Source organism: Stenotrophomonas sp. STEN035 (assembly GCF_056759935.1).
The window spans coordinates 28,976-43,624 of sequence record NZ_JBRRDY010000008.1 but is presented as its reverse complement, the minus strand read 5'-3'; the positions used below and the strand labels follow the sequence as shown (position 1 = coordinate 43,624).

At 65.2% G+C, this 14,649-nt stretch carries 11 protein-coding genes; 2 read left to right on the top strand and 9 right to left on the bottom strand.

Annotated features, from left to right (window positions below; genetic code table 11):
• Positions 1-124 precede the first annotated feature (124 nt).
• From ACVOLL_RS05955 to ACVOLL_RS05930, 6 genes are all read right to left on the bottom strand, one after another.
• The gene (locus ACVOLL_RS05955) at positions 125-1,060 is read right to left on the bottom strand and encodes a TraB/GumN family protein (protein WP_481512059.1); all 936 of its coding nucleotides are present in this window, start codon (positions 1,058-1,060) and stop codon (positions 125-127) included.
• Positions 1,057-1,998, bottom strand: a complete 942-nt coding sequence (locus ACVOLL_RS05950; RefSeq protein WP_481512058.1) for a DUF1684 domain-containing protein — start codon at positions 1,996-1,998, stop codon at positions 1,057-1,059. The genes ACVOLL_RS05955 and ACVOLL_RS05950 overlap by 4 nt, the downstream gene beginning before the upstream one ends.
• Positions 1,998-3,863 (bottom strand): DNA mismatch repair endonuclease MutL, encoded by a 1,866-nt coding sequence (gene mutL, locus ACVOLL_RS05945; protein ID WP_481512057.1) that lies wholly within the window; start codon positions 3,861-3,863, stop codon positions 1,998-2,000. The genes ACVOLL_RS05950 and mutL overlap by 1 nt, the downstream gene beginning before the upstream one ends.
• A gap of 307 nt (positions 3,864-4,170) precedes the next feature.
• Positions 4,171-5,772 carry an N-acetylmuramoyl-L-alanine amidase gene (locus ACVOLL_RS05940; protein WP_481512056.1) on the bottom strand — a complete coding sequence of 534 codons (1,602 nt, stop codon included), beginning with the start codon at positions 5,770-5,772 and terminating at the stop codon, positions 4,171-4,173.
• A gap of 80 nt (positions 5,773-5,852) precedes the next feature.
• Entirely contained in the window at positions 5,853-6,332 is a 480-nt protein-coding gene (tsaE, locus tag ACVOLL_RS05935) for a tRNA (adenosine(37)-N6)-threonylcarbamoyltransferase complex ATPase subunit type 1 TsaE (RefSeq protein ID WP_481512055.1), read from the bottom strand.
• A gap of 8 nt (positions 6,333-6,340) precedes the next feature.
• Positions 6,341-7,813 carry an NAD(P)H-hydrate dehydratase gene (locus ACVOLL_RS05930; protein ID WP_481512054.1) on the bottom strand — a complete coding sequence of 491 codons (1,473 nt, stop codon included), beginning with the start codon at positions 7,811-7,813 and terminating at the stop codon, positions 6,341-6,343.
• Positions 7,814-7,836: 23 nt separating this feature from the next.
• Between ACVOLL_RS05930 and queG the strand changes: the two genes are divergently transcribed.
• Both queG and xseA read left to right on the top strand, forming a co-directional pair.
• Complete coding sequence (queG, locus tag ACVOLL_RS05925) at positions 7,837-8,919, top strand: tRNA epoxyqueuosine(34) reductase QueG (RefSeq protein WP_481512053.1); 1,083 nt, start codon at positions 7,837-7,839, stop codon at positions 8,917-8,919.
• Between the two features lie 109 nt (positions 8,920-9,028).
• Entirely contained in the window at positions 9,029-10,399 is a 1,371-nt protein-coding gene (gene xseA / locus ACVOLL_RS05920; RefSeq protein ID WP_481512052.1) for an exodeoxyribonuclease VII large subunit, read from the top strand.
• Here xseA and ACVOLL_RS05915 read toward each other — a convergent pair.
• The 3 genes from ACVOLL_RS05915 to ACVOLL_RS05905 form a co-directional block, all read right to left on the bottom strand.
• On the bottom strand, positions 10,390-11,604 hold the full coding sequence (locus ACVOLL_RS05915) for a virulence factor family protein (RefSeq protein WP_481512051.1): 1,215 nt from the start codon (positions 11,602-11,604) through the stop codon (positions 10,390-10,392). The genes xseA and ACVOLL_RS05915 overlap by 10 nt on opposite strands.
• Positions 11,605-11,685: 81 nt before the next feature.
• On the bottom strand, positions 11,686-12,603 hold the full coding sequence (locus ACVOLL_RS05910) for a M48 family metallopeptidase (RefSeq protein ID WP_481512050.1): 918 nt from the start codon (positions 12,601-12,603) through the stop codon (positions 11,686-11,688).
• A 66-nt stretch (positions 12,604-12,669) separates the two neighbouring features.
• Positions 12,670-14,619 carry an SUMF1/EgtB/PvdO family nonheme iron enzyme gene (locus ACVOLL_RS05905; RefSeq protein WP_481512049.1) on the bottom strand — a complete coding sequence of 650 codons (1,950 nt, stop codon included), beginning with the start codon at positions 14,617-14,619 and terminating at the stop codon, positions 12,670-12,672.
• Positions 14,620-14,649 lie beyond the last annotated feature (30 nt).

Here is a 14,649-nt window from a genome sequence, read left to right as displayed (position 1 = left end):
CTTTTGCTTTATGAAACCTTGTTTTTTTGTAGCCGCGGCGTAACCCGCGAAGCTCCTGCTGCACCAGACCTCAGCGGCTTCGCGGCTTACGCCGCTCCTACAAAAGCTACAGCAACCAAGGCACTCAGCGCTTGCAGGCGCTGCAGATCCGCTCGACCTTGTAGCCTTGCGCGCGCAGCTTCTCGACCACGCCATCGCTGCCCAGCAGATGCAATGCGCCCACAACCACCAAGGTATTGCCGCGCCCGGGTTGCAGCCACTGCTGCAGACTGGGCAGCCAGGCATTGTTGCGATCCACATTGATCCGCTGATACAGCCCCGGGTACTCGCGCTTCATCTGCGCGGCCATGTCCCGCCACAACATAACGTCATCGCCACGGCGCCAGGCATCGTGCAGCTGGCGGCTCTGCTCGTCGCCCTTGTCGACCTGCTCCAAGGCTTCGCGCAACAACTGACGCTGCTCCTCGATGCTCATGCTGTCGAGCATGGTGATCTGCGAAGCGGCGCTTTCAAGGCCGGATGCCGGCTTGTTGGCCCGTGCGGCGCGCTCCATCAGATGCCGATCCAGTCCCGACTTCGGATCCAATCCCTGCTGGGTCATCTGCGCGATGCTGACAGTCAAGCCCACAAACCAGGGCTTGAGCCCGGCCAAGCGATCGACCGGCATGTTGTTGGCTGCGCCCCATCGTTCCAACCGCTGCCAGGTGACCGGATCAAGATCATCCTTGAGCTGACGACCATCACGACGCATCGCCGCCTGCATCATCTGCGTCGCCAGCTGCGGGGAGTTCATCTCCTCCGGAGAGAGCTCGAACAACAAGCGCTGCGCACCGGTAAATGCGCGATCCACATCACTGGACAACGGATAGTCATCGGCCTTGAGCAGATGGAAGGAACCCAGCAGATACAGTTCACTACCTTGTGCGCCACTTACCTTCCACAGCAATGGTACCGGCGGTTGCTTCGCAGTCGGCTTGGGCGCCGCTGCACTTGCCAGCAGCGGCGTGGCAATCAGCAGACTGGTTGCCAGCAACATGCCTGCGCGCTTGATCCACTTCATGCGGCAGGCTCCTGCTTGGGCTTGGCATAGGCTTTTTCACCAGCCATCACTTCCATGTCCAAACGGTTCTCCGGCGGCGGCAACGGGCAAGTCGCAAACGGGGTGAATGCACAAGGCGGGTTGTAGGCGCGATTGAAATCGATCACCACCTGGCTTTTTGCATCCGGCACATCCACGTCGATGTAGCGGCCAGCCGCGTAACTGCCGCGACCGCTGGTACGGTCGGCGAAGATCACCTGCAATGGGCGGCCCACATCGCCCAGTGCTTCCAGTCGCCAGGTACGTCCATCGCGCTCGAATTCGATCGCACCAGCATTGGCCAGTTCGGTGGTCAGCCCGGTGATATCGACAATGGGGATGGTCTTGTTGACGTCATGCGGCACGAACCGCGCGGTGATGCGCCAGCTTGGGTCTGCCGGCCAGTAGTCAAGGTGGGTGAAGTGGACCCGAGCCGGTGCGTCTGCATGCTTAACCCGCAAGCCAAAGCGCTCGCCCCGCTCGATCAGGCTCAAGGTGCCCTTGTCATCGTCAAAATGGATCAACGTCGGCGTTTCAGCATGGTCGCCATGCAGCGGAATACGCCCCTTCACTACCTGTCCATCAAGCTTGACCGACACACCAGGCTCAGGCGCAAAGAACCATGCGTTGCCTACGCGTGTGACCAGACCCATACGCGGCGGCCCTACCGCCAGGCGGATGCCACTGGTACTGCCGCTGCCGATGTAATGCGCTTTCAGATCCAGCCAATGCAGGCCGACCAAGCTGGTCCAGCCATCAGGGGCCAGCAATTCGGTCAACCGCTGCTCGCGCCACAGCTCATTGTCATGCGCAAACGCCAGATCGACCTTCGCCGTCGGTGCTGCATTCTTGGCATCATCGCCGCAGCCGCCGAGCAGCATCGCGGCGATCAAGGCCACGCTCCCCAATACGTGTTTCATCAACGCCCCCGCAGGAACCAGCGATCAATTTCAGCCAAGGAAAAGCGCGCCCAGGTCGGGCGGCCATGGTTGCATTGCCCGGAGCGCTCGGTGATTTCCATATCGCGCAGCAAGGCGTTCATTTCAGGAATCGTCAGGCGGCGGTTGGCGCGCACCGCGCCGTGGCAGGCCATCGTCGACAACAGTTCGTCGCGCGCGGTTGCGATGCGTCGGCTCTGGCCGTGCTCGCGCAGATCACCTAGCACATCACGCAGCAGCCCCTCCGGCTCGGCATTGGCAAGCAGCGCGGGAATGCTGCGCACATGCAGCGAGCCAGGACCGGAACGGGTGACCTCGAAACCCAGCGCGGCCAAGGTAGCGGCCTCACGCTCGGCGGTATCGGCATCGCGCTCGCCCACCGCCAGGGTCATCGGCACCAGCAACGGCTGCGCGTGCAAACCAATGCCGTCGTGCGCGTTCTTCAGGCGCTCGTAGCCGATGCGTTCGTGGGCGGCATGCATGTCGACCACGATCAGGCCTTCGGCGTTCTCGGCCAGGATGTAGATGCCGTGCAACTGCGCGATGGCATACCCCAATGGCGGCACACCGGCATCATTGGAGGTCGGCGGCAATGAGGGGCCGCTATCTGCCTGGCGCAAAACCTCAGCGCCGCCCTCGACCGGCGAATACAGGGCGGCATACGCCGATGGTGCGTCAGCGACCTGCAGGCCAAGCGGTGATTGCCGCGCCTGCCAATTGCCGCTGCCACCGCCGCCGCCCGCACTGCCACCTGGGCGCGACAGCAGATAGCCGCCTGCGCCAGCGTAGTTTGACACTGCCTGCGTCTGTGGATCGGCCGGATGCGCCTGCCCTGCGGCGGGCTCCATGCCGGCGCGGGTTTCCGCCAGCGCATCTTTCAGCGTGCGATAGACAAAATCGTGGATCAGGCGCGAATCACGGAAGCGCACCTCGTGTTTGGCCGGATGCACGTTGACATCGACCCGGGTCGGGTCCAGCTCCAGGAACAAGACATAAGCCGGTTGCCGGCCGTGGTACAGCACATCGCCGTAGGCCATCTTCACAGCATGGCTGACGCTGCGGTCACGCACCGAGCGGCCGTTGACGTAGAGGTACTGCTGGTCCGCGCTGGCGCGCGAGTACTGCGGCTGTGCGATCCAACCATGCAGGCGAAGGCCGGCTGCACTGTGATCCACGCGCAGCGCCTGACGTGCGAAGTCCTCGCCCAGGGTTTCGCCCAGACGCGCATCCGAGTACAGGTCACCGGGCTTGTAGCGGCGCGAAGGCTTGCCATTGTGCGAGACACGCAACTCCACGTCCGGACGGGCCAACGCCAGCGAGCGCAGCCATTCCTCGATATGGCCGAGCTCGGTGCGCTCGGCACGCAGGAACTTGCGCCGCGCCGGTACGTTGTAGAACAGCTCACGCACTTCCACGGTGGTGCCTGGCGCGTGCGCACGTGGCGTAACCTCGCCGAGCTTGCCGCCTTCGATCTGCAGCGCGGAGCCGTGCTCGTCATCGGCACGCCGCGAGGCCAGGGTGAAGCGGCTGACCGAAGCGATCGATGGCAGGGCTTCGCCACGAAAACCCAGCGTGGCCACCGATTCCAGATCATCCAGGCTGGCGATCTTGCTGGTGGCGTGACGCGACACCGCCAGCGGCAGCTGCTCGGCCGCGATACCACCACCGTTGTCGCGGATGCGGATCAGGCGCACACCGCCCTCTTCCAGATCGATATCAACACGGGTGGCACCGGCATCGAGCGCGTTTTCGACCAGTTCCTTGACCACCGAGGCGGGCCGCTCAACCACTTCGCCTGCGGCGATCTGGTTGATCAGGATTTCCGGCAGCGGGCGGATCGCATTCATGCCACACCGCCGGTCAATAGCGGGGCTTTGGCGCGATATGGGGACGAGGTTTGGCGGGGGATCAGGCTGACGTCATGCATGCCGACGATGATAGCCGAGCATGGGCCGAACACCGCGACCAAGGCGCCAATCCCTTCTCCCTTCGGGAGAAGGTGCCCCGAAGGGGCGGATGAGGGTAAGCCTGCTGACAATGCGAGATTTCAGCAGAAAAGCCGGACAAGGACTGGTAGTTCATCGATCCTTGCTTCGCCCCACCCTCACCCCTACCCCTCTCCCGCAGGGAGAGGGGCTTCAAACAAGCGCAGTCTTACTTGCTACCACCAGCAACGGTACCAGCCGCAGCATCCATCTCAGCCTGGGCACGGGCGGCAAACAGGGTGCCCGGCGGCGGCTGACGGCTGAAGAAGGTGTGCACGCCATCCAGCACGGCACCGGCAATACGACGCTGATAAGCCGGATCGATCAGGCGGCGCTCTTCATCCGGGTTGGAGATGAACGCGGTTTCGACCAGCATCGCCGGCATGTCGGAGGTGCGCAGCACCGCAAAATTGGCCCGCTCAAGGTTGGGCTTGTGGTTGTTGCCGATGCGCTTGAGGCCACCGAGCACGTGCCCGGCCGCATCTTCGGAAGCCTTCATGTTGCCGCTTTGGGCCAGATCCAGCAGCACGTTGGCCAAGGTGCCTTCGGTACGGCTTAAGCTGACGCCACCAATCAGATCGGCGGCGTTTTCTTTGTCCGCCAGCCAACGCGCACGCTGTGAAGAGGCACCCTTGGTCGACAGAACGTAAACCGAAGAACCCGTCGCCGAACGGTTTTCGGCCGCATCGGCGTGGATCGAGATGAAGATGTCAGCCTTGGCCGCACGCGCACGCTGGGCGCGCATCGGCAGCGGGATGAATACGTCGGTGTCACGGGTCAGGTAGGCGCGCAGGCCCGGCGTGGCATTGACCTGGCGGGCCAGCTCACGTGCAACGGCCAGCGTCACGTCCTTCTCGCGCTTGCCGGTAGGTCCAACAGCACCCGGATCCTGGCCACCGTGGCCCGGATCAATGGCGACCACCAGATTGCGCATGCCCGGCGCCATTCGAATTCGTGACGCGTCACTTGGCATGGCCGGACGCGGCGCAGGCGTTTCCGCCGTTGCGACCGGCGCTGCGATAGCCGGCTCAGCCGGACGCGTGATCGGGGTCGGCACACCAGTGGCGATCGTCGTGCGAACCGGAGTGCTCTGGCCGCTGAGGATTGCTGCTGCTGAAGACGTAGACGGAGCTGCCGATGGAATGGCGGATGCAGCTGCGACAGCCGTTACCGGCGCTGGTGCGGGGTTCGGCGCAAGCTGGACCGGAGGCGGCGTGCTCGCCTGCTGGCGCACCGCTGCAGTCAACGCCGCGGTAGCTCGGGCAGCCTCGGCACGGGCCTGCGCAGGATTCACAGCAGGAGCGGTCGGCGGCACGGATGCCGTCGCCACGCTTGCCACGGGCGCAGCCGTTGCAGCAGTTGCACGCGGCGCGGTTTCACCCGGCCACTCGATCAGCAACTTGGATTCGGCCCCCTGCCCCTGCATCTGCGGCTTGAACGCAGCCACCGATTCGGCCAGATCGAACACAATGCGGAACGTACCCGGCACCGGATTACCGGTGCGTACGGCGGTAACTACACCTACCGCTGCCGGCAGCTTGAGGCCACGCACGCCGGTGGATTCGGGGAAATCAATGACCAAACGATTGGGACCGGCCAGGCTGATGGTCTTGTAACTGCCACCACCGGCCAGCTGGATCTCGGCGCGGGTGCCGGTTGCGCCGGCGCTCAGACCGAGTCCACGGATCTCACCGGCCCACGCGGAAGCGCTGGCCAGGCAGAGGCCGGCGACGGCGACAGACAATGCGAACAGGCGGTTTCCCGTAGTCATGAGCGGATTCAATCACCGGATTTCGGTAATTGCAACATTTTTTCCCTTAATAATCCGCAACCTGCCGTAACTTCCTGTTGTTACAGGGCAGAAAGCCCCTGCAAGTGTTCCGTTTTGCGCAGCCGCTGCAGCCAGGCGTCACCGGTCGGGCTATGTGCCTGCAGCTGCGCACGGCGGCCATGGCCGTCGATCTCCAGCGCCACCACCAGGTCCAACGGCGGCAGCCCACCTGCGCCGCGCTCCGGCCATTCGATCAGCCACAGGTCGGCACTGGCATCGTCCAGACCGAGGAAATCCAGCTCACCGGCGTTGCCAATCCGGTACAGGTCCAGGTGCCAGGCTTCGCCGGTATCCAACGGATAGCGCTCGATCAAGGTGTAGGTGGGGCTGCGGATCGGCCCCTGCACGCCCAGCGCGCGCAGCAGGGCGCGGGCCAGGGTCGATTTTCCAGCGCCAAGATCACCTTGTAGGTGAACCACCGCCTGCGCGGGCCGGGTCTGTGCCAAGGCCTGACCCAGCAGGTCGGTGCTCTCGGCTTGGGGCAAAGACAATTCGATCATGGGAGACATTATGGATTGGCCAGCGCCCGCAGGTGCGGCAATAGATCGCGCGGCAACAGCCCGCGCTCACCTTCGGCGGCTGCTGCATCGCCAGCCAGGCTGTGCAGCAAGGCGCCGGTGCTGGCGGCATCAAACAGCGACAGGCCTTGTGCAAGCACTGCAGCAATAGCGCCGGTCAGCAGATCACCCATGCCACCGACCGCCATCCCCGGATTGCCGGCGGCAATGACCCGTGGCAGCTGCCCGGGTGCGGCGATCAAAGTACCAGCCCCCTTCAGCACCACGACGCAGGCATAACGTGCTGCCAAGGCATGCGCTGCGGCAAAGCGATCACGCTGGATACTGGCGGTATCGGTGCCGAGCAGGCGCGCGGCCTCGCCCGGATGCGGAGTGAGGATCCCTTGTGGCAACGGCCGCGGATCGGCGGCCAGCAGATTCAAACCATCGGCATCGAGAACCAGTGGCTTGCCGCTGGCCAGCACCGCCAACCACAGCGCATGCGCCCAATCGTCCTGTCCCAGCCCGGGTCCCAGTGCGATGACGCTGGCGTGTGCCAACAACGGCGCGAAGTCCTCGGAACTGTCAACAGCATGCACCATCGCTTCGGGACAGCGCGCCAACAACGGCGCCACATGCAGCGCGCGCGTTGCGACGCTGCACAGACCGGCACCACTGCGCAACGCGGCCTCGGCAGCAAGCATCACCGCGCCGCCGCTGCCGTAGTTGCCACCTACACACAGCACATGCCCGGATTCGCCCTTGTGGGTATTGCGCCGACGCGGTGGCAGCATCCGCAGCAACTGCGGCTTGGCCCAGCGCAGCGCGCTCGCGCTGACACCCTCAAAGGCGACCGCGGGCACCTCCAGATCAGCCAGCAGGCGCTGCCCGGCATGCTCCAGGGCCGCGCCTGTGTGCAGGCCCTGATGCGGCACGATGAACTGCAATACCCGCGCCGCACGCACCGCTGCGCCGGCCACGTTACCGCTGAGTGCATCAACGCCACTAGGCACATCCAGCGCGAATACCGGCGCCAATGCAGCGTTGATCGCGGCGATCAAGGCCGCGTCCTCAGCCTGCGGGGCACGATTGAAGCCGATCCCGTACAGCGCATCGACGATCAGGTCGGCCTGCTGCAGGCACTGCTGGGCAATCTCAACATGGCCACCAACGGCCAGATAATCGGTGCAGGCGCGCTGCGCCAAGGACGTGCGTGGCGACGCGTCCGACAGATGCAGTACGCTGACGTCGCGTCCGGACTGGCGGGCGTGACGGGCCAGCACATAGCCGTCACCGCCGTTGTTGCCCGGCCCGCAGACCACCACGATGCGCCGCGCCTGCGGCCAATACTGCAGCGCGGTCTGCCACGCGGCGTGGCCGGCGCGCTGCATCAGCAGGTAGGCATCGCCGCCCAGGGCAGCGGTCGCTTGCCCATCAATCTGGCGGGCAGCGGCGATATCGAACAATTCGACGGGCTCTGACATGGCCGTAATTCTATACTTGCGCCATGTCTGAAGCCGTTACCGCCGCACATCCGGCGCAGTTGTCGCTGCGCATCCGCCAGCTTGCCCGTGAGGCAGGCTTCCAGCGCTGCGGGGTCAGCGGCATCGAGCTGGGCGAGGATGAAGCGCACCTGGCCGACTGGCTGGGCAAGGGTCTGTACGGGACGATGGAATGGATGGCCCGCCACGGCACCTTGCGGGCGCGCCCACAGGAACTGCTGCCCGGCACGCTGCGGGTGATCTCGGTCGGTCTGGATTACGGCCACAAGGACGATGCCGAAGCCTGGGCAACCTTGAATGATGGCGAGCGCGCCTATGTGGCGCGCTACGCGCTGGGCCGCGACTACCACAAGCTGATGCGCAACCGCCTGCAGAAGCTGGCCGAGCGCATCGCCGGCGAGATCGGGCAATTCGGCTACCGGGTCTTCGTCGACTCCGCTCCTGTGCTGGAGCGCGCACTCGCGCGCAATGCCGGGCTGGGCTGGATCGGCAAACACACCTGCCTGATCGACCGCAACGGCGGCTCCTGGTTCTTCCTCGGCGAGATCTACGTTGACCTGCCATTGCCGGTGGATGTGCCGGCCACCGCGCATTGCGGCAGCTGCACGCGCTGCATCGACGTCTGCCCTACCGCGGCCATCATCGCCCCTCATCGGCTGGACGCACGTCGCTGCATTTCCTATCTGACCATCGAACATGAAGGCGCGATTCCGCTGGAAATGCGCCCTTTGATGGGCAACCGCATCTATGGCTGCGATGACTGCCAGTTGGTGTGCCCTTGGAACAAGTTCGCCCAGCGCACCGACGAGCCTGACTTCCGTGCCCGCAACAATCTGGATACCGCCACCCTGCCCGAGCTGTTCGCCTGGGAAGAAGACGAGTTCCTGCGCCGTACCGAAGGCAGCCCGATCCGCCGCAGCGGCCACGAACGTTGGCTGCGCAATATCGCCGTGGCGCTGGGCAATGCTGCCCCCTCAACCGCCGTGCAGCAAGCCCTGCAGAGCCGCCAGGCGCACGCATCCGAAGTGGTGCGCGAACATGTGCAGTGGGCCTTGCAGCGGCATGCCGACGCCGCACAGAAGCCCTGACCTCTCTCCGATCTCTCCGACCGGCGCAGTCGCTCCCGTAAGATAGCGGCCGTCAGCTCGCCTGCGCCTCCGGCGCGGACGGGCGCCCTATCGGCATAGCAGTTGAACCATGACCTCCAGCAACGACGTCCTCACCCCCAACCAGCTCAACACCTTGGCGCGCGATCTTCTGGAGAGCGCATTCCCGATGGTCTGGGTGGAAGGCGAACTGGGCAGTGTCAGCCGGCCCGCCTCCGGACACCTGTACTTCACCCTGAAGGACGCGCGCGCCCAGGTGCGTGCGGCGATGTTCAAGCCCAAGAGCCAGTGGTTGAAGTTCATCCCGCGCGAAGGCATGCGCGTGCTGGTCCGCGGCCGATTGACGCTGTACGAGGCCCGCGGCGACTACCAGCTGATCCTCGATCACATGGAAGAAGCCGGCGAAGGCGCGCTGCGCCGCGCCTTCGACGAACTCAAGGCACGGCTTGAAGCCGAGGGCCTGTTTGATCCCGCCCGCAAGCGTCCGCTGCCAGCGCACGTGCGCCGCCTTGCGGTGATCACCTCGCCCAGTGGCGCGGCGGTACGCGACGTACTGAGCGTGCTGGAGCGGCGTTTCCCGATGCTGGAAGTCGAGTTGCTGCCGTCGCTGGTACAGGGCGCCACCGCCGCTCCGCAGATCACCTCGCTGCTGCGTCAGGCCGATGCCAGTGGCCGTTACGACGTGATCCTGCTGACCCGTGGTGGTGGCTCACTGGAGGACCTGTGGGCCTTCAACGATGAACAACTTGCGCGCGCGGTCGCCGCCAGCAATACGCCGGTGGTCTCGGCGGTAGGCCACGAAACCGACTTCAGCCTGAGCGACTTCGCCGCCGATCTGCGTGCGCCGACGCCCTCCGTGGCCGCCGAGCTGCTGGTCCCGGACCAACGCGATCTTGCGCTGCGCGTGCGCCGGCTGGCGCAACGCCTGCAGCAACTACAGGTACACGCAATGAGCCAGGCAATGCAGCGCGCCGACCGCGCTGCATTGCGGCTGCAGGCGCATAGCCCACAAGCACGACTGAACCTGCTCAAACATCGCCAGGAAGCCGCCTTCGCACGCCTGCATGCCACTTGGCAGCAGCAACAGGAACGTCGCGCATCTCGACTCCGCCACGCTGCCACCGTGCTGCGCAGCACCCAGCCGCAGCGACGCTTGAACGCATTGGCCGAGAAGCTGGCAACCCTGGCACCACGCGCCCATGCCGCGATGGCCCGCCAGCTGCAGCGCGATGCATTGCGCCTGCGCGGCATCGCCCGCTCACTGGAAGCGGTGAGCCCCCTGGCTACCGTGGCGCGTGGCTATTCGATCCTGACCAAGCTTGAGGACGGCGCCCTGGTACGCAGCACCGTCCAGGTCAAACCCGGCGAACAGCTGCGCGCCCGCCTGGCCGAAGGCGAGCTGCAATTGAAGGTTGAGCAGATCAGCGCAAAACCAGCACCCGGCGATTCCACTCAGGGTTGAGCCGCTGCCGCATCCCAACGGTCGACGATGATCTTTGCCAGCTTGCCCGGATCACGGTCGAAATGATGCCCGCCGGGGAGTTCGACCACCTGCATGTGTGCATCGCCTCGCAGGTCGCGGCATAGGCTGTCTTTTTCTTCAGTACCGTAGACGCACTGGTGTGCGACCGGCTGCAAACCGGCCAAAGCAGGCTGCACCGGCACTTCCTGGGCACGGAACCAACCCAGCCAGCCACCTACTCGCACCTCGAAGTCAGCACCATGGGCAAGCCCCAGCAGAGATACCAGTCGCACCGAGCGGCGCTGCTCCTCACCGAGCAGCGGATAAGCGAATGGCAACACATCCGCACCAAACGAATAGCCAACCAGCGCCACGTCGTCAGCCTGCCAACGCTGCCGATAGGTACGCACTACGCTGTCCAGATCGCCACCTATCTGAGCAGCGGTACGTTTTTTCCAGAAGTAACGCAGGCTGTTCCAGCCGACCACGGAAATGCCGCGCTGGTTGAGTTCGTGCGCCAGCCCCTTGTCCAGATCACGCCAGCCACCGTCACCGGAGATCAGCACCACCAGTCGCTTGCTGCCTGCAACCGGCATCTCAACCAAGGGCAGCGTCGCCACGCCCTGCGCTGGTACGGCGTTCAACGCTGCCGGTACCGCGGCCAACAGCGCATCCTCCGGCAAGGACTTGACCTGCACAGCGGCCGTTCCACCAACGCAGCTGACATTGTTCGATGCTGCACCGTCCGCAGAGACCAACGCTGCGGCAAATTCGCCCGCTGCAGCACCGGCTGCGCTGTCGCGCACCAGGCCAGCACCGCTGCCCTGGCCGAGCAACACCGGCAGGAAGAACTGCTCGGCACGCTCGCGCTTGAGCAGCTTCTGGGCAAGCAGTGCAGCATCGTCAGCCATAGCGCGACAGCTGCCATTGCCCTTCACCAATTGCTGTCGATACCGCGCGGCGTCCACAACGGCCACCCATGCGCCGGCTTGCGCCAACTGCCCGGCAAACTGCATGCGCTGCGCCTTCGGCAACGCCGGGTCGGCGAAGTAGATGACCAGACCACGCGACACAGCCGGCGGCTCAAGCACCTGTACACGGCCATAGCGGCCGGCGTTCATACGCTTGGTATGCGCAGCCCAGCCGCAGCTGACCACCACCATGATCAACAACACTCCCACCCACAACACCGCACCACGTCGCATCCGCTACCTCGAACTGAAAATGACAACGCCGGCGAGCATCCACCGGCGTTCGTTACCGCCTTGTGCAGCCGGTTGCGCCGCTTACTGACGCGGCGCTGCGCCGGCCGTGCAAAAGCGTTGCTTGTACTCCAGCGCCTTGGGCATCAAGGCCTGCAGGTTCTGGATGCGGGTGCCGGGGTTGGGATGGGTGGAGGAAAACTCCGGCGGCGCCTGCCCGCCGCTGGCCTCGCTCATGCGCTGCCATAGCGGCACCGCTTCTTCCGGGTTGAAGCAGGCGGCTGCGGCCAGCATCAGCCCGACTTCATCGGCCTGGGTTTCATGTGAGCGCGCATACGGCAACAGATAGCCATAGCCCATGGCCGACATCATCATCTGTTGCTGTTGCCCATCCATGCCGCTGGCTGCGCCAGCCATCTGCCCGATCTGGGTCAGCTTCTGCTGGGCCATGCGCTGGGCGCCGTGGCGCAGCAGCGCGTGGGCAATTTCGTGGCCCATCACTACTGCCAGTGCATCAGCATTCTGTGCAACCGGAATCAAGCCGGTATACACCGCCATCTTGCCACCGGGCAGGCAGAAGGCATTGGCCTGATCGGACTGCAGCACATTCACATCCCACTCGAAATCCTTGGCGAAGTGCTGCGGCTGCAGGCCGTGCTCCTGTGCCAGCGCGGTTTCCACCACGTCCACCTTGGCGATCAGGCGACTGGCAATCTCGCGCACCTGGCGGGCGATCTGCGAGTTGGGGTCAATCGGCCGCTCCTGCGCCAGGATCTCCTGGTAGGCCTGCAGACCCATCGCCTTCTCTTCGCTGGCATTGAGCGAGCTGTCGATCAGCACCTTCTCGCCGGTATACGGGTCCACCGAGCGGTTGCCAAAGTAGTAGCAGCCACCATAGACCGCGAAGCCCAGCAGGATCACCCAGCGGATATTCCCGAACAGGCCGCCACCACGCCGACGTTGACCGCCATAGCCTTGGTTACCGAAAGGATCTTGTCGCATCGTGGAATTCCGTCTGAGCCGGGCTGACTGTGGCCGATGGTAACGCCAGCGCACGCCGCTGCAACGTCAAATTCCGCGTACCAGGCGGAAGCCGATGCGCGCCGAGGTGACGTCCGAGTCCTGTGACTGCCGCCACGCCGCGCGGGTCTGCTCCGGCGCATTGGCCCAGTTGCCGCCGCGGATCACCCGTTGCCGGCAACCCGGGTTGTACCAGGCCGCGCCATCAGCCGGTGCGCGCCGGTAGCTGGCGTGCCAGCAATCGGCCACCCACTCGCTGACATTGCCACTGATGTCATGCAGGCCCCAGGCATTGGCGCGGAACATCGCCACCGGGGCCGTGCCCCAGAAGCCGTCGCCATAGCCGATGAAGGCGTTGTTCCAGTGGCGGCCACTGGGCGACACGTCCAGGCTGCCGGTGAAGTTGCCGCTGTTCTCCGGCGGCGCCATCGCCCGTCCCCACGGGTAGCGGCCCTGGCTGCCGGCCCGCAGCGCGTACTCGAACTCCGATTCACTGGGCAGCCGGTAATAGCGCCCGGTCTGATCGGACAGCCATGCCGCATAGGCCTCGGCGTCGCGCACGCTGACATGCATCACCGGGCTGTTGGGTGCGGCCTTGACACCGTTGTAATCGGACTGCCAGTCCACCCCGCTGCGGCGGATGAAATTACCACTGCGCTCGTCATAGACGATCGAATGGCCACGTCGGGTCGCCCGTGGACGCGCCTTGGCTGCCTCCACGAAACGGCGGAAATCAGCAACGGTGACCTCGGTGATCGACATCGCAAAGCCGCGCTCGAAGCTCACCAAGTGCTGCGGACGCTCGGCATCACTGCTTCCGATCTCACCCTCGGCAGCCCCCATCTGGAAGCTGCCATACGGCACCACCACCATCTGCGGACCACGACTGCCATCGGCCAGGGCATCGCTGAAAACCTGTCCCGGGCGAAAGCTGCCGTAATGGGTGACCAGCTCGATGCGCTCGCGCAGCAAGGCCACGGTGCGGTCACCGGGCAGCGCGATGCGCTCGGCCTGGGCCAGCTTCAGCCGTGCATCCTTCAGCCCCTTGGATGAGACCAGATCACGCAGACCGCCTTCGCGCAGCGCATCGAGCTGGGCGGTGCGGATGCCCTCGATGCGCACGCGGGCGTCCTTGAGGGTCACGCTCTCGCCGCGGATGGTGGTGGCCTTGTCCAGCCAGCGCGCGGCGGCGGCGAAATCCGACTCCATCGCCGCGGCATGTTCGGCACGCCGGATAAGGCCGCTTTCCACCGCCGCCAAACCCTGCCTCGCACGGCTGTTGAGCGGATCGGTAGCCAGCACTTCGCGGAACGCCGCCTGTGCGCCGCCGCCATCCTCGCCAAACTGGTGTTGGCGCAGCGCCTGCTCGCCGGCGCGGTTCAGTGCCAGCAGCCGCCTCGCCACTGCAATCCGCTGCTGCAAGGCCTGTTCGGCCTTGCCCTCGGGCGCCAAGGCAACCGCTACACCAGCGATTTCAGCAGCCTGTGCCAAGGCCTGGCGTTGATTTTCTGGCTGCGCCATCAAGGCGCTTGCCTGCGCACGCAGACGCTGCCTGGCCTTGTCCAAGCCGCGCTGCGCGGCCCGGTCCTTCGGCTGCTGGGCCAGGATCGCCAGGTACAGCGGAATGGCATCCTCGGCGTCGCGATACAGCCTATCCTCGGCCAGCGCCTTGTCGGCCGCCTTGCGCGCTTCGGCCAGCTGCCCGGGCTGCAGGCTCACTTCCGGCGCGTTCCAGACCGGCAGCGTGATGTCCTCAACCTGCGGGGTAGGATCGGGTGTTGCAGGCTCCGCCTTCGCGGCAGCAGCCGCTTCGGCCTTGGCGTCGGCACGTGCTTCAGCTCTCGCCTCCAGCCGTTCGGCCAGGCTTGGTTTCTTCGCTGGCTCGGCATTTGGCGCAGCCAGCGGCGGCTGCGGCGCGCTGCCGCTGCACCCCGCCAACGCCAGCAACAGCGCCGTCAGACCCAACAATTGGCCGGTTTTACCCAAAAACGCCTCCATTACCTTGCACACTTTCCCGGGAGCGGCCCG

Bases quoted from the DNA above. Each gene is read 5' to 3' on its own strand.
- ACVOLL_RS05955 (WP_481512059.1), bottom strand. From the start codon at position 1,060: ATGAAGTGGATCAAGCGCGCAGGCATGTTGCTGGCAACCAGTCTGCTG.
- ACVOLL_RS05950 (WP_481512058.1), bottom strand. From the start codon at position 1,998: ATGAAACACGTATTGGGGAGCGTGGCCTTGATCGCCGCGATGCTGCTC.
- mutL (WP_481512057.1), bottom strand. From the start codon at position 3,863: ATGAATGCGATCCGCCCGCTGCCGGAAATCCTGATCAACCAGATCGCC.
- ACVOLL_RS05940 (WP_481512056.1), bottom strand. From the start codon at position 5,772: ATGACTACGGGAAACCGCCTGTTCGCATTGTCTGTCGCCGTCGCCGGC.
- tsaE (WP_481512055.1), bottom strand. From the start codon at position 6,332: ATGATCGAATTGTCTTTGCCCCAAGCCGAGAGCACCGACCTGCTGGGT.
- ACVOLL_RS05930 (WP_481512054.1), bottom strand. From the start codon at position 7,813: ATGTCAGAGCCCGTCGAATTGTTCGATATCGCCGCTGCCCGCCAGATT.
- queG (WP_481512053.1), top strand. From the start codon at position 7,837: ATGTCTGAAGCCGTTACCGCCGCACATCCGGCGCAGTTGTCGCTGCGC.
- xseA (WP_481512052.1), top strand. From the start codon at position 9,029: ATGACCTCCAGCAACGACGTCCTCACCCCCAACCAGCTCAACACCTTG.
- ACVOLL_RS05915 (WP_481512051.1), bottom strand. From the start codon at position 11,604: ATGCGACGTGGTGCGGTGTTGTGGGTGGGAGTGTTGTTGATCATGGTG.
- ACVOLL_RS05910 (WP_481512050.1), bottom strand. From the start codon at position 12,603: ATGCGACAAGATCCTTTCGGTAACCAAGGCTATGGCGGTCAACGTCGG.
- ACVOLL_RS05905 (WP_481512049.1), bottom strand. From the start codon at position 14,619: ATGGAGGCGTTTTTGGGTAAAACCGGCCAATTGTTGGGTCTGACGGCG.